The sequence below is a fragment of the Pseudomonas sp. NFACC32-1 genome (assembly GCF_900101215.1).
Taxonomy (GTDB): domain Bacteria; phylum Pseudomonadota; class Gammaproteobacteria; order Pseudomonadales; family Pseudomonadaceae; genus Aquipseudomonas.
The window spans coordinates 36,902-57,704 of sequence record NZ_FMUL01000006.1 but is presented as its reverse complement, the minus strand read 5'-3'; the positions used below and the strand labels follow the sequence as shown (position 1 = coordinate 57,704).

The following is a 20,803-nucleotide window of genomic DNA, read 5'->3' as shown; positions in this document are numbered from 1 at the left end:
ACGCAAAGATTATTGGCCAGTTTGCTACAGCGGGCCATGTCTCGTTTACCTATCGTCGACACCTTTCTCCGGCAGTGGATTTCTCTGATGTCCTACCTATTGCTCGCCTGTTTCGGCTGCCTGAGCGGCGTGACCGCCGTGCTGTTCGGGTTTGGCGGCGGCTTTGTCGTCGTACCGCTGATCTACCGCTTGCTGATGGCACGTCACGCTAATGACGCCATCGGTGAGTCGGCGATGCACATCGCCGTGGCGACCTCCACCTGCGCCATGATCGTCAACGCTCTGGTCGCGACCCGAAAACACCAACGCGCCGGTCAGTTGCTTGCTCATTACCTGTGGCCGTTCGGTGCCTTCATCGCCCTGGGCGCGGCCCTCGGTGCGATGACTGCCACCTGGATGAGCGGCGAAATCATTCGCTACGTCTTCAGCGCCTACCTGGCCCTGACCATTCTGGATTGCTTGCTACGGCGAGGTTTTCTTACACGCCAGAGCGACGTCGTCCCTCGCTCCCTGTCGACACTGGAGACGACGTTGGGAGGTACTGCTGTCGGAATCATCGCCACGTTCCTGGGTGTCGGTGGCAGTGTCATGACTGTGCCGCTGCTTCGCCGGTGTGGCTTGAGCATGTCCCAGGCTACATCGATGGCAAATCCACTGAGCTTGCCTGTCGCTTTGGCTGGTACCGTTACCTACATGGCTTTGGCCGGCCTCACCGGAGCTGACCTCGGGCCGTGGTTCGTCGGATATGTGGACCTGCTGGCGTTCGCTGTACTCACGCTCGGTGCGGTACTGGGCATCCGCCTGGCAATGCCATGGGTCGGGCGGATACCGGATCGACTGCATGCGCGGGTATATGTCGGGCTGCTGATGATGGTGATGGGCGCAATGTTGTCGGGGTAGGGGGTTATTGGTCGGCCAGCCCCGGTGCTTCCCGGATGATGAAGTGATCCAGGTTCTCGATATTGGCGCTGAATACTCCGAACGTCTGGTCGGGGTTTTTCTTGCTCGGCACCTGTTTCAACTCCGGCGTCACCCCATAAAAGAAGCAGTACAACGGCGCGTCGCTGTCCACGGCGTGCTTGATTTCTTCCAGGAACGCTTTGCGCTTGCGGTAGTTGTCGATCAGTTTCTTGCTCAGGTAGACATTGACCGAGTAAGGCTTCTTCTTTGTCTCATCCGGTTGCTTGAACCAGACCTTCTGTTCGAAGTCGATGCGAAAACTCTGCGTGTAGTCCTTGATCTCCTTGATCCTGCCCCAGTAGATCAATCCCCTGTTGTCCAGCAGGTACTCGATCTTCTTGAAGAACGAGGCGTAGGGTGCCGTATGCTCGCCGATCTTCAGGGGCATGCGCTTGAGCAACGCCTTGTCCGCGAAGTTCGATACGAAACACTCCACCGGATGAGCGAAGACATGGGTCCTGTCCGGTGCCGAACCGCGGCCCGGGTGCTCGCCATGACTGGCGAGGGAAGGCGCGCGTTCTTCGCGTATTCCATCGGTCGTCACCGTCGGGCTGGACGGCTTGCGCACATACTCGCGCCGAGCCAGCAATAGCTCCGAAGGAAAATGCTCTTCCCGAGCGTCATCCGATTCCTCACCATCCGCCTCCAGGCCAGACGCCGGGGTCTTTAGACTGGCATAGGGGCAACCCTCGATATGTCGCGTACTGGGGATGTTCTTGAAGTGCGGCGTGCGTACATAGTTCACGTTCTTGGCATTGAATGTCCCCAATACATTCGTCGCGTCGAACGCTATTCGACAAACATCGTTGGGGCACTGGAAATGCTCCTTGGCGGAGTCGAAGTCCATGGTCTCGTCGAAATTCAAATCGCGCACGTCATAGATCGATAACTTGTCGTCGAGGCTGAGGCAGTAGGCGAGGTCGAATTTCATGACGGGCTCGGGTCCTTGAGAACAAAAGGATATTAATAGCGAGTGGTGGGGTGAGATGCACTGATTGTTTTGCAAACACGGCAGTAAGCCGGTGTCCCCCGACTCGCCTGGCAACCTGTGGCGAGAGACTGTGCTTTCGCTGGCTTGCGGAGCAATCCCGATGCCAGGTGCAAGAAGTCCTTCACGCGCCTACATCCAACGGTGCTTTCTGACCCAATGAAAAAGGGCTGCCTAATGGCAGCCCTTTGTTTTGTCGTGAGAGAACTCAGTCCCAGCTAAGCGCGCCGCCGGTTTGGTATTCAATCACCCGAGTCTCAAAGAAGTTCTTCTCTTTCTTCAAGTCCATGATCTCGCTCATCCAAGGGAACGGGTTAGTCGTGCCTGGATACTCTTCTTTCAGACCAATCTGCGACAGGCGACGGTTGGCGATGAACTTCAGATAGTCTTCCATCATCGCCGCGTTCATGCCCAACACGCCGCGAGGCATGGTGTCGCGGGCGTATTCGATCTCCAGCTGCGTACCCTGCAGGATCATCTGGGTCGCTTCTTCCTTCATCTCGGCATCCCACAGGTGCGGGTTTTCGATCTTGATCTGGTTGATCACGTCGATGCCGAAGTTTAGGTGCATGGATTCGTCGCGCAGGATGTATTGGAACTGCTCGGCGACGCCGGTCATTTTGTTGCGCCGGCCCATGGAGAGGATCTGGGTGAAGCCGCAGTAGAAGAAGATGCCTTCCAGGACGCAGTAGTAGGCGATCAGGTTGCGCAGCAGCTCCTTGTCGGTTTCCGGGGTGCCGGTCTGGAACGTCGGGTCGGAGATGGAGCGGGTGTATTTCAGGCCCCAGGCGGCTTTTTTCGCCACCGATGGGATCTCGTGGTACATGTTGAAGATCTCGCCTTCATCCATGGCCAGCGATTCGATGCAGTACTGGTAGGCGTGGGTGTGGATCGCCTCTTCGAACGCCTGGCGCAGGATGTACTGGCGGCATTCCGGGTTGGTGATCAGGCGATACACGGCCAGGACCAGGTTGTTGGCCACCAGGGAGTCGGCGGTGGAGAAGAAGCCCAGGTTGCGCATCACGATGCGGCGTTCGTCGTCGGTCAGGCCTTCCGGGTTTTTCCAGAGGGCGATGTCGGCGGTCATGTTGACTTCTTGCGGCATCCAGTGGTTTGCGCAACCGTCCAGGTACTTCTGCCAGGCCCAGTCGTACTTGAAAGGCACGAGCTGGTTGAGGTCGGCGCGGCAGTTGATCATGCGCTTTTCATCGACGGCGACGCGGGCGGAGGCGCCTTCGAGTTCGGCGAGGCCTTCGGCGATGTCGAGCTTGTCGAGGGCGGCCTTGGCGCGAATGATCGCCGCCGAGTCGCTGGCCGTCACGGCGCGCGCTTCCAGTGCGGCGGCACCGCCGGCACTGTCGAGGCGGTCCATGTTGGCTTCAGAAGCGTGGCCGGCGTTGGTGCTTTTTACAGCAACTTCGCCGTCTTCTTTGTCGAATTCGTCCCAGCTCAGCATGACGTGTCGTCTCCTGCGTGAGGGCCAGATGCCCGGTGAAGGCCTACTGGCCGCGTTGGATCTTGGAAAATCGTTTGTTGCAGCAGCTGACGCAGGCAATAAACAGAAAAATGTACGGGTCATGCCGAAGCGGCTGTGAACGCGAAGAGGCAATGTGCCTTTGCGTAGGCTTCAGGCTGGCTTGATCCCCTGTAAGGGAATATTGCAGGCCCGTTTAAGGCGGCATTATAAGGACTTTTTTGCCTACGTGGTGCGGCGAAATCGCCCACGGAGGAGGTGGCGGGGTGGCATATCCGCGTCGGAGCGAGAGTTTACAAGGCTTGCGTCAGGAAAGGACCACTGAAGATTTTTTTTGCATGGGTCGAATGGCGAGAGGTTTTGATCAAAAAACGATCTATTTTTGCGGTTTTGCACTACATGTTGTGTTTGTCGAGGGTTTTCGGCGGTCCCAGACACAACCCGGCCCGACCGGAGTCGGGCCTTGGAAACTGCCAATAATGATCAATCGATGCGCGCCGAATCGGTGCGGTCGCTGCCATCGGCAGCGACGCTCGTCGAAGCGGTGTGGTCGTTGGCATTGGTGGCGACCGTGGCGCTGTTCGAGAGGTTGTAGCGATCGATAGCGACGGCGGAACCGGTGTGATCGAAGCCGTCGGCGGCGAAGCCATGGCTGGCCAGTACGGACAGGGTCAAGGCGCAGAACAGTTTGCTTTTCATGGTGGTTGCTCCTGGTTCGTTCACACGTCGGTCAGCCGTTGGAGCAACCGTTGCCCATGATGCTGTAGCGAAGGATGTGGAGCTGGCCCTTCGAATCTTCGTATTCCATCTTCGCCGGGACCACTTCGCAGACGTTCGGAATCTCGCTCATGTAAATGACTTTGGCGATGTCCAGGTGGGTGGAGTAGGTGTACTCCTCGATGGCCGGTTGTTGCTGTGCGACATCGGTCGGGACCTCGTCTGCCATTGCGCTGGCGCAAAGACTGCCGAGGACCAGGACCCATAGAGCTTTCATCTGATTCACCTTTCTTGAGGTCGAGTGGGTTCACGCAACCTTTTTGGGGTTGCGTGTGGAGCTGGGTTTGGAAGTTGGATTAACGGCCTTCGTGGGGGCTGTGTTGCGTTAATCGTGTTTGCCGGTTGGCGAGATGGATTCTAGGGAGCCGGGCCGGACGCAAACAGACCGGGTTTTGATAAACACTTTTGGTTGATTTGGTAATAATCGCCGGGAACGGGGCGCTGTCTGCGGCCAATGGTCTGGATCACCGACGCTGTGGCGAGCACGCCCGTTGTCATAGGGAAGTGCTCTGAAAACGGGCCTCGGGAGGGATTACCGACACTTTGTAGGGACTTGTTACTACCATCGTCGAATGGTTCCATAGGCCCGCGCCGAGCTACAACGGACCCATACAAAAACAACTATTGTCACCGAGGTAAGAAAGATGAGTGCGGCTTCCCTGTATCCCGTTCGTCCCGAGGTAGCGGCCAGTACGCTGACTGACGAGGCGACCTACAAGGCCATGTACCAGCAGTCGGTGGTCAACCCGGATGGTTTCTGGCGCGAGCAGGCCAAGCGCCTCGACTGGATCAAGCCGTTCACCACGGTGAAGCAGACATCCTTCGACGATCACCACGTCGACATCAAGTGGTTCGCCGATGGCACCCTGAACGTGTCCTACAACTGCCTCGACCGCCATCTGGCCGAGCGCGGTGACCAGGTGGCGATCATCTGGGAGGGCGACGACCCTGCCGAGAGCCGCAAGATCACTTATCGCGAGCTGCATGAAGAAGTGTGCAAGTTCGCCAACGCCCTGCGTGGCCAGGACGTGCACCGCGGCGACGTAGTGACGATCTACATGCCGATGATTCCCGAGGCCGTGGTCGCCATGCTGGCCTGTGCCCGGATCGGCGCGATCCACTCGGTGGTATTCGGTGGCTTCTCCCCCGAGGCGCTGGCCGGCCGGATCATCGACTGCAGGTCCAAAGTGGTGATCACCGCCGACGAAGGCATTCGTGCCGGCAAGAAGATCCCCCTCAAGGCCAACGTCGACGATGCGCTGACCAACCCGGAAACCAGCAGCATCCAGAAAGTCATCGTGTGCAAGCGCACCGCTGGCAACATCAAGTGGAACCAGCACCGCGACATCTGGTACGAAGACCTGATGAAGGTGGCGGGTACCGTTTGCGCGCCGAAGGAGATGGGTGCCGAAGAGGCGCTGTTCATCCTCTATACCTCCGGTTCCACCGGCAAGCCCAAGGGGGTGCAGCACACCACCGCCGGCTACTTGCTGTATGCGGCCCTGACCCACGAGCGCGTGTTCGACTACAAGCCGGGCGAGATCTACTGGTGCACCGCCGACGTCGGCTGGGTCACCGGCCACAGCTACATCGTCTATGGACCGCTGGCCAATGGCGCGACCACCTTGCTGTTCGAAGGCGTGCCGAACTATCCGGACATCACCCGCGTCGCGCAGGTCATCGACAAGCACAAGGTCAATATCCTCTACACCGCGCCGACCGCCATCCGCGCGATGATGGCTTCGGGTACCGCCGCTGTCGACGGTGCCGATGGCAGCAGCCTGCGCCTGTTGGGGTCGGTGGGCGAGCCGATCAACCCGGAAGCCTGGGACTGGTACTACAAGAACGTGGGCAAGGAGCGTTGCCCGATCGTCGACACCTGGTGGCAGACCGAAACCGGTGGCGTGCTGATCAGCCCGTTGCCAGGTGCCACAGCCTTGAAGCCGGGTTCGGCCACGCGGCCATTCTTCGGCGTGGTACCGGCGTTGGTGGACAACCTCGGCAACCTGATCGAAGGCGCCGCCGAAGGCAACCTGGTGATCCTCGATTCGTGGCCAGGCCAGGCGCGGACGCTGTACGGCGACCATGACCGTTTCGTCGATACCTACTTCAAGACCTTCAGCGGCATGTACTTCACCGGTGACGGTGCGCGTCGTGATGAGGATGGGTACTACTGGATCACCGGTCGGGTGGACGACGTGCTCAACGTATCCGGCCACCGCATGGGCACCGCCGAGATCGAAAGCGCCATGGTCGCCCACCCGAAAGTCGCCGAAGCGGCGGTGGTCGGTGTGCCGCACGACATCAAGGGGCAGGGCATCTATGTCTACGTCACCCTGAATGCCGGCGAGGAAACCAGCGAGGCCCTGCGCCTGGAACTGAAGAACTGGGTGCGCAAGGAGATCGGCCCGATTGCGTCGCCGGATGTGATCCAGTGGGCGCCGGGGCTGCCGAAAACCCGTTCGGGCAAGATCATGCGCCGTATCCTGCGCAAGATCGCTACGGCCGAATACGACAGCCTGGGTGATATCTCCACCCTGGCCGATCCGAGCGTAGTGGCGCACCTGATCGAGACCCACAAGACCATGAACGTCGCCTGACGGTAATCCGTAGCACCGAAAAGCCCCGCCCGGTTTTGCCGAGCGGGGCTTTTTCGTGGGGCTGGCGCGCGCCCTCGCCACAGGTCAGGTGTTCGAGTGACTGCGGTGCCTGGCTTTGGGGCTGCTTCGCAGCCCGCAGGAGCAAGCTCCCTCGCCACAGGTTCGGCGAATGAATAAATATCGGCGTTTGAAGCAGGAGGTGTCTGAGCGTTACCGGTGTTTTGAAATGTGTAACCAAAGGCGCCACAACGGGGCGATGTGAAACGTGAAGCCCCGTCATAGGGCGGCTTCGGGCGTCTTGTAAAATAAGGCGACACGCTGTGCTTGCCGGATTAGAAGGGTTTGCCAATAATGGGCCCGCAATTTGCAGCATGGATCGGTTCCCCTTCTTTTGCTCTTGCATGAATTTGCGGAGCTGTCAATGTGCTCAAACAGCTTTCTCGGTGCTTCTGTAATTTGTTGTCGCATTGAAGAAATATCGGCTTCCGACCTGTCGTTAGAATGCCGATCACTCGCTCGTCGTGGCCTGCGTTGAATAAAACGTGGGCTTCCTAGGACGCAGCACCTGAGTTCGTTTTACCCATTCGCATATTGGGCTGTTGCTCACTCTGCCGTTTTGCCCTTTACCGATGGAGTCCCAAGATGAAGAAACTTGTGCTGCTTGGCGCCCTGGCACTGTCCGTGCTGTCCCTGTCGTCGTTCGCCGATGAGAAACCGCTGAAGATCGGTATCGAGGCGGCTTATCCTCCGTTCGCCTCGAAAGCCCCGGACGGCAGCATCGTCGGTTTCGACTACGACATCGGCAATGCGCTGTGCGAAGAGATGAAGGTCAAGTGTGTGTGGGTCGAGCAGGAGTTCGATGGCCTGATTCCCGCCTTGAAGGTGCGCAAGATCGACGCGATCCTGTCCTCCATGTCCATCACTGAAGATCGCAAGAAGTCCGTCGACTTCACCAACAAGTACTACAACACTCCGGCTCGCCTGGTGATGAAGTCCGGTACCCAGGTCAGCGAAAGCCTGGCCGAGCTCAAGGGCAAGAACATTGGCGTGCAGCGCGGCTCGATCCACGAGCGTTTCGCTCGCGAAGTCCTGGCCCCGCTGGGTGCCGAGATCAAGCCGTACGGCTCGCAGAACGAGATCTACCTGGATGTTTCCGCAGGTCGTCTCGACGGTACCGTGGCCGATGCCACCCTGCTGGATGACGGTTTCCTCAAGACCGACGCCGGCAAGGGGTTCGCCTTCGTGGGCCCGGCCTTCACCGACGAGAAATACTTCGGCGACGGTATCGGCATCGCGGTTCGCAAGGGTGATGCGCTGAAAGACAAGATCAATGGCGCGATCGCTGCCATTCGCGAAAATGGCAAGTACAAGCAAATCCAGGACAAGTACTTCGCCTTCGACATCTACGGCAAGTAATACCGTCCCGCTACTCGGGCGAAATGGCGCAAGCAACAGGCTCCCTGCGGTTTGCGCCATTTTTTTCATCCCACTTTCGAGGACCTGAATCATGTTGAAAGGCTACGGGGCTGTCATCCTCGATGGCGCATGGTTGACGCTTCAGCTCGCCTTGTCGTCCATGGCCCTGGCCATCGTCCTGGGGCTGATCGGCGTCGCGTTGCGGCTCTCGCCGGTGCGCTGGCTGGCTTGGCTGGGCGACCTGTATTCCACGGTCATCCGGGGTATCCCCGACCTGGTGCTGATCCTGCTGATCTTCTACGGTGGCCAGGATCTGCTCAACCGTGTCGCGCCGCTGCTCGGGTATGACGACTACATCGACCTGAACCCGCTGGCGGCCGGCATCGGCACCCTGGGCTTCATCTTCGGTGCGTACCTGTCGGAAACCTTTCGTGGTGCGTTCATGGCGATTCCCAAGGGCCAGGCCGAGGCGGGCATGGCGTATGGCATGAGCGGCGTCCAGGTGTTTTTCCGGGTGCTGGTGCCGCAGATGATTCGCCTGGCGATTCCGGGCTTCACCAACAATTGGCTGGTGTTGACCAAGGCTACCGCACTGATCTCGGTGGTGGGCCTGCAAGACATGATGTTCAAGGCCAAGCAGGCGGCGGATGCCACTCGCGAGCCTTTTACCTTCTTCCTGGCAGTGGCGGCGATGTATCTGGTGATCACCAGTGTCTCGTTGCTGGCATTGCGTCACCTCGAGAAGCGCTACTCGGTAGGCGTAAGGGCGGCTGATCTATGATCTTCGACTACAACGTCATCTTCGATGCCTTGCCGCTGTACTTCAGTGGCCTGCTGACCACGCTCAAGCTGCTGGCCCTGTCGTTGTTCTTCGGCCTGCTGGCGGCGTTGCCCCTGGGGCTGATGCGGGTGTCCAAGCAGCCCATCGTCAATATGACGGCCTGGCTCTACACCTATGTGATTCGCGGCACCCCGATGCTGGTGCAGCTGTTCCTGATCTACTACGGGCTGGCGCAGTTCGAGATCGTACGCGAAAGCTTCCTCTGGCCGTGGCTGTCCAGTGCGACCTTCTGTGCATGCCTGGCATTCGCCATCAATACCAGTGCCTACACCGCCGAGATCATCGCCGGCAGCCTGCGGGCCACGCCCAACGGCGAGATCGAAGCGGCCAAGGCCATGGGCATGTCGCGCTACAAACTGTATCGCCGGATCCTGCTGCCGTCGGCCCTGCGTCGGGCGCTGCCGCAATACAGCAACGAGGTGATCATGATGCTGCAGACCACCAGCCTGGCGTCCATCGTGACCCTGATCGACATCACCGGCGCCGCGCGCACGGTGAACGCCCAGTATTACCTGCCCTTCGAGGCTTACATCACGGCCGGTGCCTTCTACCTGTGCCTGACCTTCATCCTGGTGCGCCTGTTCAAGCTGGCCGAGCGTCGCTGGCTGAGTTACCTGGCCCCGCGCAAGCACTGATAACGCATCGACCCGCTCGACTGCTCAACGACTGACGTTTTGTGAGAACCGACCGCATGTACAAGCTTGAAGTCCAAGACCTGCATAAACGCTATGGCAGTCACGAAGTGCTCAAGGGCGTGTCCCTGAAGGCCGCCGCCGGGGATGTCATCAGCATCATCGGCTCCAGTGGCTCCGGCAAGAGTACATTCCTGCGTTGCATCAACCTGCTCGAGCAGCCTCACGCCGGCAAGATCCTGCTCAACAACGAAGAGCTGAAGCTGGTAGCTGGCAAGGATGGCGCCTTGAAGGCCGCTGACCCCAAGCAGCTGCAACGCATGCGTTCGCGGTTGTCGATGGTGTTCCAGCATTTCAACCTGTGGTCCCATATGACTGCGCTGGAAAACATCATCGAGGCACCCGTGCATGTGCTGGGGGTGCCCAAGGCCGAGGCCCGGGAGAAAGCCGAGCATTACCTGAACAAGGTCGGCGTGGCCCATCGCAAGGACGCCTATCCGGGCCACATGTCCGGCGGCGAGCAGCAGCGCGTGGCGATCGCCCGCGCGTTGGCGATGGAGCCGGAAGTCATGCTGTTCGACGAGCCGACCTCGGCCCTCGACCCGGAACTGGTGGGCGACGTGCTCAAGGTGATGCAGGCCCTGGCCCTGGAGGGTCGGACCATGGTGGTGGTGACCCATGAGATGGGTTTCGCCCGTGAGGTGTCGAACCAGCTGGTGTTCCTGCACAAGGGGATCGTCGAAGAAAGCGGCAACCCACGGGAAGTGCTGGTCAACCCGCAATCGGAGCGCCTGCAACAATTTCTTTCGGGCAGCCTCAAGTAATCGCTCCCGTTACGCCGCTGATTTGGGTCATGCTGAGCACCAAGTGCCAGATGGTCTAATTTGGTTGCAGCCGCTTTTGGCTTTAACACTGTTTTCGCTTCGGATTGCCCGACATGACTGCCCATCGAATTGGTTTCCTGATTTGGCCCAGCACTAAAGCCCTGACGCTGGCGCTGGCGGAGGAGGCCTTGCGTGTTGCTCAGCGGGTGCATCCGGAGGTGGCCTACGAACTCTCGTTCCTGCAGGCCGAGCCGCCGGTGGAGGGCACGTGGCAATTGCCGGGTGAACCCTGGGCGGGCAAGCTTGAAGGCCTGCAGAAGCTTTTCCTGCTGGCCGATGAGCCGCCGACCGCACTGGCCTCGAACCTGAGCAGCGCCCTCAAGCAATTGGTGCGTGCCGGCTGCGTGATCGGCGGGTTGTCCGCTGGCGTTTATCCCCTGGCCCAGTTGGGTCTGCTCGACGGTTATCGTGCAGCGGTGCATTGGCGCTGGCAGGACGATTTTTCCGAGCGTTTCCCCAAGGTCATCGCCACCAGTCACCTGTTCGACTGGGATCGCGACCGACTGACCGCGTGTGGCGGCATGTCGGTGCTCGACCTGTTGCTGGCGGTGCTGGCCCGGGATCACGGTGCCGAGCTCTCTGGCGCGGTGTCGGAAGAACTGGTGGTCGAGCGTATTCGCGAAGGTGGCGAGCGTCAGCGCATCCCGTTGCAGAACCGCCTCGGCTCCAGCCATCCGAAGCTCACCCAGGCCGTGCTGCTGATGGAAGCCAATATCGAAGAGCCGTTGACCACCGACGAAATCGCCCAGCATGTCTGCGTATCCCGCCGGCAACTGGAGCGGATCTTCAAGCAATACCTCAATCGCGTGCCGAGTCAGTATTACCTGGAGCTGCGCCTGAACAAGGCCCGGCAGATGCTGATGCAGACCAGCAAATCCATCATCCAGATCGGCTTGTCCTGCGGTTTTTCCTCGGGGCCGCATTTCTCCAGCGCCTATCGCAACTTCTTCGGTGCCACGCCGCGGGAAGATCGTAACCAGCGGCGCAGCAGCAATCCATTCGAGCTGTCTTCGGTGCCCTCCGAGCGCGGCTAGGGCTGGCACACCAGCTGCTACAGCATCTGTGGTTGGGGGCTGGCACACCATCCTGTGGCCAGGGCTGGTACAGCATCTGTGGCTGACACGACACCCTGTGGCGAGGGCATTCCAGCAAGCAAGGGAAATGTGAGTGTCTCTGCCTCAAAGCCTGCGCCAACGTTTAAACTGCGCCTTTGCGACGCTATTTGTCGCATTGCCGTAAACCCGCGCAAAACGTGGGTTGGCGCTATAAGAAGTTGTCGCTTGGCGACAAGGTCAGGCCGAAAACTGTCCTTACAATCCCCCCATCACTCGCCAGTTCCAGGCGAGTGTTCCTCTTCAGGAGACTCCGATGTCCGTTGAGCAAGCCGCGGTACAACGCGCCGATTTCGACCAAGTGATGGTCCCCAACTATGCACCTGCTGCCTTCATACCTGTGCGTGGCGCCGGTTCCCGCGTGTGGGACCAGTCCGGTCGCGAGTTGATCGATTTCGCCGGCGGCATCGCGGTCAATGTGCTGGGGCATGCCCATCCCGCGCTGGTCGGCGCATTGACCGAGCAGGCCAACAAGCTGTGGCACGTGTCCAACGTTTTTACCAACGAGCCGGCGCTGCGCCTGGCCCATAAGCTGGTCAACGCGACCTTTGCCGAGCGGGCATTCTTCTGCAACTCCGGTGCCGAAGCCAACGAGGCCGCCTTCAAGCTGGCCCGTCGAGTCGGGTTCGATCGTTTCGGTAGCGAGAAATACGAAATCATCGCCGCGCTCAACAGCTTCCACGGTCGCACCCTGTTCACCGTCAACGTTGGCGGACAGTCGAAGTACTCCGATGGTTTCGGTCCCAAGATCGCCGGCATCACCCACGTGCCCTACAACGACCTGGCAGCGCTGAAGGCAGCCATTTCGGACAAGACCTGTGCCGTGGTGCTGGAGCCGATCCAGGGCGAGGGCGGCGTATTGCCGGCTGAAGTGGCTTATCTGCAAGGCGCTCGCGACCTGTGCGACGCCCATGACGCGCTGCTGGTATTCGACGAAGTGCAGACCGGCATGGGTCGCAGCGGCGAGCTGTTCGCCTACATGCATTACGGCGTGGTCCCGGACATCCTCACCAGTGCCAAGAGCCTGGGCGGTGGTTTCCCGATCGCGGCGATGCTCACCACCGAGGCGCTGGCCAAGCACCTGGTGGTCGGCACCCATGGCACCACCTACGGCGGCAACCCACTGGCATGTGCGGTGGCCGAGGCGGTGATCGATGTGGTCAACACCCCTGAGGTGCTGGGCGGCGTCAAGGCCAAGCACCACAAGTTCAAGGCTCGCCTGGAGCAGATCGGCGAGAAGTACGGCCTCTTCACCCAGGTGCGTGGCCTCGGCTTGCTGCTCGGCTGTGTGTTGAACGATGCCTGGAAAGGCAAGGCCAAGGACATCTTCAACGCTGCCGAACAGGAAGGCCTGATGATTCTGCAGGCTGGCCCGGACGTGGTCCGTTTCGCCCCGAGCCTGGTGGTGGAAGATGCCGACATCGACGCGGGCCTGGACCGTTTCGAACGGGCCGTGGCGAAGTTGACCCAGGCCTGATTCATTTCAATTGAACCGGGGCTACTGTGGGAGCGAGCCTGCTCGCGAAAGCGGTGATTCGGCTTGCGTCAAGGTTGGATGTGCCACCGCCATCGCGAGCAAGCTCGCGCCCACAGGGTGTGGTGGTGGCCTCCAGGCAGGCAGTGAGCCCGGTATTTTTTCTCCGAATCTCGACCTCCCGGTCGAACCGTTTATTTCAAGTTAAGGAGTGACACCATGCTGGTGATGCGCCCCGCGCAAATGGCTGACCTGGGCGAGGTACAGCGTCTGGCTGCGGACAGTCCGATCGGTGTCACTTCCCTGCCCGATGACGTGGAACGCCTGAGCGACAAGATTGCCGCGAGCGAAGCCTCGTTTGCCGCCGAAGTCAGCTTCAACGGCGAGGAAAGCTATTTCTTCGTCCTGGAAGACACTGCCACCGGCAAGCTGGCGGGCTGTTCGGCCATCGTGGCGTCGGCCGGTTATTCCGAACCGTTCTACAGCTTTCGCAACGAGACCTTCGTCCACGCCTCCCGTGAGTTGAAGATCCATAACAAGATCCATGTCCTTTCCCAGTGCCACGACCTGACGGGCAACAGCCTGTTGACCAGTTTCTACGTGATTCCGGAGCTGGTGGGGTCGCCCTGGGCCGAGCTCAATTCCCGTGGACGCCTGCTGTTCGTCGCCAGCCATCCGGAGCGCTTCGCCGATTCGGTGGTGACCGAGATCGTCGGCTACAGCGATGAAAATGGCGACTCGCCGTTCTGGGACGCCATCGGTCGCAACTTCTTCGACCTCAATTACGCCGCCGCCGAGCGCTTGTGCGGGCTGAAAAGTCGCACTTTCCTTGCCGAGCTGATGCCCCATTACCCGATCTACGTGCCGTTGCTGCCGGACGCGGCGCAGGAGGCCATGGGCCAGGTCCACCCGCGTGCGCAGATCACCTTCGACATCCTGATGCGCGAAGGCTTCGAGACCGATCATTACATCGACATCTTCGACGGCGGCCCGACGCTGCACGCCCGGGTTTCGGGGATTCGCTCGATTGCCCAGAGCCGCGTGGTGCCGGTGAGGATCGGCGAAGCCGTCAAGGGAGCCGGTCGCCAATACCTGGTGGCCAACGCCCAGTTGCAGGATTACCGCGCCGTGTTGCTCGAGCTCGACTATGCGCCGGGCAAGCCGGTGACCCTGGACATGGAAGCAGCCGAGGCCCTGGGCGTCGGCGAAGGCGCCAGCGTGCGCCTGGTGGCGGTTTAATGAGTTTCGCGGGGTGCGTGAGCAGCCCGTTTGAGGAGATAGCATGATCGTTCGTCCCGTACGCAGCAGCGATTTACCCGCCCTGATCGCCCTGGCCCGCAGCACCGGCACCGGCCTGACCACCCTGCCGGCCAATGAAGAGCGCCTGGCCCATCGGGTCGGCTGGGCGGAGAAGACCTTTCGCGGCGAAGCCGGGCGTGGCGATGCGGATTACCTGTTCGTGCTCGAAGACGACGATGGCCGGGTGGTGGGCATTTCCGCCATCGCCGGTGCCGTGGGGCTGCGGGAGCCCTGGTACAACTTCCGCGTCGGCCTGACGGTCAGCGCATCCCAGGAGTTGAACATCTACCGGGAAATCCCGACGCTGTTCCTGGCCAACGACCTGACCGGCAACTCCGAGCTGTGCTCGCTGTTCCTGCACGCCGATTACCGCAATGGCCTCAACGGACGCATGCTGGCCAAGGCCCGGTTGTTGTTCATCGCCGAGTTCCCGAAGCTGTTCGGCAACAAGATCATCGCCGAAATGCGGGGCATGTCCGATGAAACCGGGCGTTCGCCATTCTGGGAAAGCCTGGGCCGGCATTTCTTCAAGATGGAATTCAGCCAGGCCGATTACCTGACCGGCGTGGGCAACAAGGCGTTCATCGCCGAACTGATGCCCAAGTTCCCGCTGTACACCTGCTTCCTGTCCGAAGATGCCCGGGCCGTCATCGGCCAGGTCCATCCGGACACCGAGCCTGCGTTGTCGATGCTCAAGAGTGAAGGGTTCAGCTACCAGGGCTACGTCGATATCTTCGACGCCGGCCCGGCCGTGGAGTGCGAAACCGGCAAGATCCGCGCAATCCGCGAAAGCCAGGCGCTGGTCCTGGCGATCGGCACGCCGGGAGACGACGCCACGCCGTTCCTCATCCATAACCGCAAATGCCTGGATTGCCGTATCACGGCCGCCCCGGCGCGTTTCGCCTCGGGGACCCTGGTGGTCGATCCGCTGACCGCCAAACGTCTTCAACTCAACGCTGGCGATCAGGTTCGCGCCGTCGCGTTGTCTGCTGCTCGGGAGTCGAAATAATGAATTCGCTGTACATTGCGGGAAGCTGGCTGGAAGGCCAGGGCGACGCGTTCGAGTCGTTGAACCCGGTGACCCAGCAAGTGCTGTGGTCGGGCAAGGGCGCCACGGCGGCTCAAGTGGAGTCGGCGGCGCAGGCGGCGCGCCAGGCGTTCCCGGACTGGGCCAGGCGCCCGCTGGAGGAGCGGATCCAGGTGCTGGAAGCCTTTGCCGCCGCCCTGAAGCGTCGCGCAGACGAGCTGGCCCGCTGCATCGGTGAGGAAACCGGTAAGCCATTGTGGGAAGCGGCCACCGAAGTCACCAGCATGATCAACAAGGTCGCCATCTCGGTTCAGAGCTACCGGGAGCGGACCGGCGAAAAGAGCGGCCCCCTGGGCGACGCCACCGCCGTGCTGCGCCACAAGCCCCACGGCGTGGTGGCGGTGTTCGGTCCGTATAACTTCCCGGGCCACTTGCCGAACGGTCATATCGTGCCGGCGCTGCTGGCCGGCAACTGCGTACTGTTCAAGCCGAGCGAGCTGACGCCGAAAGTCGCCGAGCTGACGGTCCAGTGCTGGGTCGAGGCCGGTCTGCCGGCGGGTGTGCTCAATCTGCTGCAAGGCGCCCGGGAAACCGGCATCGCCCTGGCGGCGAACCCGGGCATCGACGGCCTGTTCTTCACCGGCTCCAGTCGGACCGGCAACCTGTTGCATCAACAGTTCTCTGGTCGCCCGGACAAGATCCTGGCCCTGGAAATGGGCGGGAACAACCCGCTGGTGGTAGACGAAGTGATCGACGTGGATGCGGCCGTCTACACCATCATCCAGTCGGCATTCATTTCCGCCGGCCAGCGCTGCACTTGCGCCCGCCGTCTGTTGGTGCCGGAAGGCGCCTGGGGCGATGCCTTGCTGGCGCGCCTGGTGGCGGTCAGCGCGACCCTGGAAGTGGGGGCATTCGACCAGCAGCCAGCGCCGTTCATGGGTTCGGTGATTTCCCTGGGCGCGGCGAAAGCATTGATGGATGCCCAGAACCATCTGTTGGGTCTTGGGGCCGTGCCGTTGCTGGCCATGACCCAGCCATTGCCCCAGGCTGCACTGCTGACGCCGGGGATCCTCGACGTGACCGCGGTGGCCGAGCGTCCCGACGAAGAACTGTTCGGGCCTTTGCTGCAAGTGATTCGCTACGTGGATTTCCCTGCGGCCATCGCCGAGGCCAACAATACTCAATATGGTCTGGCCGCTGGCCTGCTGTCGGATTCCCAGGAGCGCTACCAGCAGTTCTGGCTGCAAAGCCGCGCGGGCATCGTCAACTGGAACAAGCAACTGACCGGTGCGGCCAGCAGCGCGCCGTTCGGCGGTGTCGGCGCCTCGGGCAACCATCGCGCCAGCGCTTATTACGCGGCCGATTATTGCGCGTATCCAGTGGCGTCCCTGGAGACGCCAAGCCTTGTCATGCCGGCTGCCCTGACCCCTGGCGTGCGAATGGCGTGAACCTCGATCGCGAGCAAGCTCGCTCCCACAAGGACAGTGCAAGACCCTGTGGGAGCGAGCTTGCTCGCGATAGCCGCGCCGCAGTTGTTATTTGATGCCTATAAAAACAGATTCTCGTGGAGCCTCGCTGATGAAATCCTTTGAAGTCAACTTTGACGGTCTAGTGGGGCCGACCCATAACTACGGCGGGCTCTCGTACGGCAATGTCGCGTCCCAGAGCAACAGCCAGCAATCCTCGAACCCCAAGGAAGCGGCGTTGCAAGGCCTGGCGAAAATGAAAGCGCTGATGGACATGGGCTTCCAGCAGGGCGTGCTGGCGCCGCAGGAGCGCCCCGACGTGGCGGCCCTGCGCCGGTTGGGCTTTGCCGGCAGCGATGCCCAGGTCATCCAGCAGGCGGCGAAGGAAGCGATGCCGTTGCTGGTTGCCAGTTGCTCGGCCTCCAGCATGTGGGTGGCCAACGCCGCCACCGTCAGCCCGAGCGCCGACACCGCTGACGGTCGTGTGCACTTCACCGCGGCCAACCTCAACTGCAAATACCACCGCAGCATCGAGCATCCCACCACCAGTCGGGTACTGGGGGCGATGTTTGCCGATCAGCAGCACTTCGCTCATCACGCCGCGTTGCCGGCGGTGGCGCAGTTCGGCGACGAGGGTGCGGCCAACCACACCCGTTTCTGCCGGACCTACGGCGAGACCGGTGTCGAGTTCTTCGTGTTCGGTCGTAGCGCCTTCGACGCGCGTTATCCGGCGCCACAGAAGTATCCGGCGCGCCAGACCCTCGAGGCGTCCCGCGCCGTTGCCCGCCTGCATGGCCTGCGGGAGGAAGGCGTGGTGTATGCCCAGCAGAATCCGTCCGTGATTGACCAGGGCGTGTTCCATAACGATGTGATCGCAGTGGGTAACGGCGAAGTGCTGTTCTATCACGAGGACGCCTTCCTCGAGACCGAAAGCATGCTGGCGGAGTTGAGTGGCAAGCTCGCCAGGGTCGGTGGGAAATTTCAATCGGTGTGCGTACCGCGTTCTGCGGTCACCGTGGATGATGCGGTTCGTTCCTACCTGTTCAATAGCCAGCTGCTGTCGCGTCCCGATGGCTCGATGCTCTTGATCGTGCCGGAGGAGTGCCGCAGCAACGCCCGCGTCTGGCAATACCTGCAAGGCCTGACGAGCTCTGGCGGGATCATCCGCGAAGTGAAGGTCTTCGACCTCAAGCAGAGCATGCAGAACGGTGGTGGCCCAGCTTGCCTGAGGTTGCGCGTGGCGCTCAACGAAACCGAACTGGCGGCGGTCAACCCAGGGGTTATCATGACCGCGTCGTTGTACGATTCGCTGACCCAGTGGGTCGAGCGGCATTACCGCGACCGCATGACCGAAAACGATCTGGCCGATCCGCAATTGCTGCTCGAATGCCGGTCGGCACTGGATGAATTGACGCAAATCCTTAAACTGGGCTCGGTCTATCCATTCCAGATCAATTGAAAGCGCGCGCGACCTGACTACAGTCAACACAGGGCGCGTGGCCTTACCCCCGGACGAGAACGTAAAAGACATGAGCGATTCCCTGCAACTGATTCTTGAAGACACCGATGGCACCCAACTGCAGACCTCCTGCACCCGCGTCGCGGTGATGTGGCAGGGCAAGGAGTTGTGGATCCAGCAGGATGGCCGCGGTCAGTTGCTGATCGGCGTGGACGTGGAGGAGGGGGATGAGGAGTACGCCAACCTGCTGCTGCGCCCATTGGCAACCAACCTGGTCAGCCTGCAACTGGAAATGGAACCGGCCGACCTCGGCGACGATGACCATGTCCATGGCCCGGATTGCGGCCACGACCATTAAGGAACCCGCGCTATGCTCGCCCTCGGCAAACTGCTTGAACTGACCCTCGCTGGCCGTGAACCGGCGGAGAAGACTCAACTGACTGTCGAAGGCGTGCGGATGCGCTGGTTGAGCGAGGGCGCGCTGGAGGTCAAGCCGCCCGAAGCCCGGGACAACGGCCTGGACTTGCTGTTATCGGCCGGTATCCATGGCAACGAAACCGCCCCGATCGAATTGCTCGACCGCCTGCTGCACGATATCGCCCGCGGCGATATAAAGCCGCGGGCCCGCATTCTGTTTCTGTTCGGCAATCCCGAGGCCATCCGGCGCGGCGAGCGTTTCGTCGAACAGGACGTCAATCGGCTGTTCAATGGTCGTCATGAGTTGAGCGGCGGTCCCGAAGCCTTGCGAGCCTGCGAGCTGGAGCGGCTGGCCGCCAGTTTCTTCAGTCGGCCGGAGCGCGCTCGCTTGCATTACGATCTGCACACGGCCATCCGTGGCTCGAAGATCGAGCAATTCGCCCTGTATCCATGGAAAGAAGGCCGTCAGCACTCCCGGCGTGAACTGGCGCGCCTGCGTGCTGCCGGCATGGAGGCGGTGCTGCTGCAGAACAAGCCATCCATCGTGTTCAGCGCCTACACCTACGATCAGCTTGGTGCGGAGTCCTTTACCCTGGAGCTGGGCAAGGCCCGTCCGTTCGGACAGAACGAAGGCGTCGATGTCAGCCTCCTGGAAATCCGCCTGAAGCAGATCATCGAAGGCAACGAGCCTGAACTGGATGAAGGGCTGGACGGCCTCCAGCTGTTCAGCGTGGCGCGGGAGGTCATCAAGCACAGCGACAGCTTCCGCCTGAACCTGCCAGCGGATATCGAGAACTTTTCTGAACTGGAAAAGGGCTATGTGCTGGCCGAGGACATTGCCCAGACCCGCTGGGTGATCGAAGAGGAGGGGGCCCGGATCATTTTCCCGAACCCAAAGGTCAAGAATGGCTTGCGGGCCGGTATCCTGATCGTGCCGGCGACTGACGAAAACCTGATCTGAAACCCACGCCAAACCATTGTGGGAGCGAGCTTGCTCGCGATAACGGTGTGCCAGTCAATGTTGAAGGTGACTGATACTCCGTCATCGCGAGCAAACTCGCTCCCACAGGTTGTTGAGTGGCTGTTAGCTCGCTACCGCCCGTTGCTCACTGCGGCGCAGCACCCGGGTCTTGTGCAGGGTGTCGGCGCAGGTCTTCGCCGCTTCCTGGCCCTTGTGCACGAAATGCTCGAAAAAGAACTTCTGGTGCTCTTCCCCGGCATGGAAGTGATGTGGCGTGAGCACCACCGAGAACACCGGTACTTCGGTATCCAGTTGGACCTGCATCAGGCCGCTGATGACCGATTGCGCGACGAACTCGTGGCGGTAGATGCCGCCATCCACTACCAGACCTGCGGCGACGATCCCGGCGTAGCGGCCTGTCCTGGCCAGCAGCTTGGCATGCAACGGGATTTCGAAGGCGCCACCGACTTCGAAAAAGTCGATGTCGCTCTCCTGATAACCCTGATTGATCATCTCGGCAAGGAACCCCTTGCGGCTCTGGTCGACGATTTCCTTGTGCCAGCAGGCCTGGATGAACGCGACGCGCTCGCCCGGATTGAGTTTGGTCTTGCTATCGATTGCAGTGGGTTGCATGTTCTGGTTCCTGTTTGTGTGAAAAACAGGGCGTCATGAATCGAAGGGGATTCGAGGGTGCGCCGCGCACAGACAGGCGCAGGCGGCCCTTGGGTAACAATCCCGTTCTCTCTTCATCCGGACTATGACCGTCGGCCCCGGAATCACACCGGGTCTGCTGACCTTGCCGCTGCACCGCGTGAAAAACCGTGCATCGCCAAGCGCTCGCGGGCTATGCACCTTGCGTGCAATTACCGCCGGTGGGGAATTGCACCCCGCCCTGAGAACGTTTTTGCCGCCATGGTTTGGGGCAGCGGCGGATTTTTAACACATAACCTACTGTGGGGGCGAGCTTGCTCGCGATAGTGGTGGTTCGGCTTGCGTTGATGCTGGATGCACTGTCG

Annotated in this window: 19 protein-coding genes and 1 riboswitch; of the genes, 14 read left to right on the top strand and 5 right to left on the bottom strand. The window is 60.9% G+C overall.

Features of this window, described 5'->3' with window-relative positions; translation table 11 throughout:
• Positions 1–87 precede the first annotated feature (87 nt).
• On the top strand, positions 88–900 hold the full coding sequence (locus BLP99_RS11735; RefSeq protein WP_072458722.1) for a sulfite exporter TauE/SafE family protein: 813 nt from the start codon (positions 88–90) through the stop codon (positions 898–900).
• A gap of 4 nt (positions 901–904) precedes the next feature.
• Here BLP99_RS11735 and BLP99_RS11730 read toward each other — a convergent pair whose 3' ends face one another.
• The 4 genes from BLP99_RS11730 to BLP99_RS11715 all read right to left on the bottom strand — a co-directional run bounded on the left by BLP99_RS11730 (position 905) and on the right by BLP99_RS11715 (position 4,416).
• On the bottom strand, positions 905–1,891 hold the full coding sequence (locus BLP99_RS11730) for a hypothetical protein (protein WP_072394909.1): 987 nt from the start codon (positions 1,889–1,891) through the stop codon (positions 905–907).
• A gap of 265 nt (positions 1,892–2,156) precedes the next feature.
• Complete coding sequence (locus BLP99_RS11725) at positions 2,157–3,404, bottom strand: ribonucleotide-diphosphate reductase subunit beta (protein WP_072394906.1); 1,248 nt, start codon at positions 3,402–3,404, stop codon at positions 2,157–2,159.
• A 501-nt stretch (positions 3,405–3,905) separates the two neighbouring features.
• Complete coding sequence (locus BLP99_RS11720) at positions 3,906–4,121, bottom strand: hypothetical protein (RefSeq protein ID WP_072394904.1); 216 nt, start codon at positions 4,119–4,121, stop codon at positions 3,906–3,908.
• A gap of 31 nt (positions 4,122–4,152) precedes the next feature.
• The gene (locus tag BLP99_RS11715; protein WP_072394902.1) at positions 4,153–4,416 is read right to left on the bottom strand and encodes a DUF2790 domain-containing protein; all 264 of its coding nucleotides are present in this window, start codon (positions 4,414–4,416) and stop codon (positions 4,153–4,155) included.
• Positions 4,417–4,843: 427 nt separating this feature from the next.
• Here BLP99_RS11715 and acs point away from each other — a divergent pair, with 427 nt between their 5' ends.
• The 13 genes from acs to astE all read left to right on the top strand — a co-directional run bounded on the left by acs (position 4,844) and on the right by astE (position 19,787).
• Complete coding sequence (gene acs, locus BLP99_RS11710) at positions 4,844–6,799, top strand: acetate--CoA ligase (RefSeq protein ID WP_072394900.1); 1,956 nt, start codon at positions 4,844–4,846, stop codon at positions 6,797–6,799.
• Positions 6,800–7,441: 642 nt separating this feature from the next.
• Positions 7,442–8,215: an ABC transporter substrate-binding protein gene (locus tag BLP99_RS11705; protein ID WP_072394898.1), complete on the top strand. Its 774-nt coding sequence runs from the start codon at positions 7,442–7,444 to the stop codon at positions 8,213–8,215.
• A gap of 91 nt (positions 8,216–8,306) precedes the next feature.
• Positions 8,307–8,996, top strand: coding sequence for an ABC transporter permease (locus BLP99_RS11700; RefSeq protein WP_072394896.1), 690 nt, complete (start codon positions 8,307–8,309; stop codon positions 8,994–8,996).
• Complete coding sequence (locus BLP99_RS11695) at positions 8,993–9,691, top strand: ABC transporter permease (RefSeq protein WP_072394894.1); 699 nt, start codon at positions 8,993–8,995, stop codon at positions 9,689–9,691. Before BLP99_RS11700 ends, BLP99_RS11695 begins: the two co-directional genes overlap by 4 nt.
• Positions 9,692–9,747: 56 nt before the next feature.
• Positions 9,748–10,512, top strand: a complete 765-nt coding sequence (locus BLP99_RS11690; protein ID WP_072394892.1) for an ABC transporter ATP-binding protein — start codon at positions 9,748–9,750, stop codon at positions 10,510–10,512.
• Between the two features lie 113 nt (positions 10,513–10,625).
• Entirely contained in the window at positions 10,626–11,606 is a 981-nt protein-coding gene (locus tag BLP99_RS11685; RefSeq protein WP_072394890.1) for a GlxA family transcriptional regulator, read from the top strand.
• A gap of 334 nt (positions 11,607–11,940) precedes the next feature.
• Positions 11,941–13,161, top strand: a complete 1,221-nt coding sequence (locus BLP99_RS11680) for an aspartate aminotransferase family protein (RefSeq protein WP_072458721.1) — start codon at positions 11,941–11,943, stop codon at positions 13,159–13,161.
• A gap of 216 nt (positions 13,162–13,377) precedes the next feature.
• Positions 13,378–14,397 carry an arginine/ornithine succinyltransferase subunit alpha gene (gene aruF, locus BLP99_RS11675; RefSeq protein ID WP_072394886.1) on the top strand — a complete coding sequence of 340 codons (1,020 nt, stop codon included), beginning with the start codon at positions 13,378–13,380 and terminating at the stop codon, positions 14,395–14,397.
• 43 nt (positions 14,398–14,440) lie between these two features.
• Positions 14,441–15,466, top strand: coding sequence for an arginine N-succinyltransferase (astA, locus tag BLP99_RS11670; RefSeq protein ID WP_072394884.1), 1,026 nt, complete (start codon positions 14,441–14,443; stop codon positions 15,464–15,466).
• Positions 15,463–16,932: a succinylglutamate-semialdehyde dehydrogenase gene (gene astD / locus BLP99_RS11665; protein WP_176776505.1), complete on the top strand. Its 1,470-nt coding sequence runs from the start codon at positions 15,463–15,465 to the stop codon at positions 16,930–16,932. Before astA ends, astD begins: the two co-directional genes overlap by 4 nt.
• Before the next feature lie 130 nt (positions 16,933–17,062).
• A complete protein-coding gene (gene astB / locus BLP99_RS11660; protein ID WP_072394880.1) occupies positions 17,063–18,409 on the top strand; it encodes an N-succinylarginine dihydrolase in 1,347 nt (448 codons plus the stop codon).
• A 70-nt stretch (positions 18,410–18,479) separates the two neighbouring features.
• A complete protein-coding gene (locus BLP99_RS11655; RefSeq protein ID WP_053147236.1) occupies positions 18,480–18,767 on the top strand; it encodes a hypothetical protein in 288 nt (95 codons plus the stop codon).
• A gap of 12 nt (positions 18,768–18,779) precedes the next feature.
• Positions 18,780–19,787 (top strand): succinylglutamate desuccinylase, encoded by a 1,008-nt coding sequence (gene astE / locus BLP99_RS11650; RefSeq protein WP_072394878.1) that lies wholly within the window; start codon positions 18,780–18,782, stop codon positions 19,785–19,787.
• Positions 19,788–19,910: 123 nt separating this feature from the next.
• On the opposite strand, the gene BLP99_RS11645 is transcribed toward astE, so the two are convergent.
• Positions 19,911–20,420, bottom strand: a complete 510-nt coding sequence (locus BLP99_RS11645; protein WP_072432020.1) for a 6,7-dimethyl-8-ribityllumazine synthase — start codon at positions 20,418–20,420, stop codon at positions 19,911–19,913.
• 100 nt (positions 20,421–20,520) lie between these two features.
• Positions 20,521–20,691, bottom strand: a riboswitch (FMN riboswitch).
• Positions 20,692–20,803 lie beyond the last annotated feature (112 nt).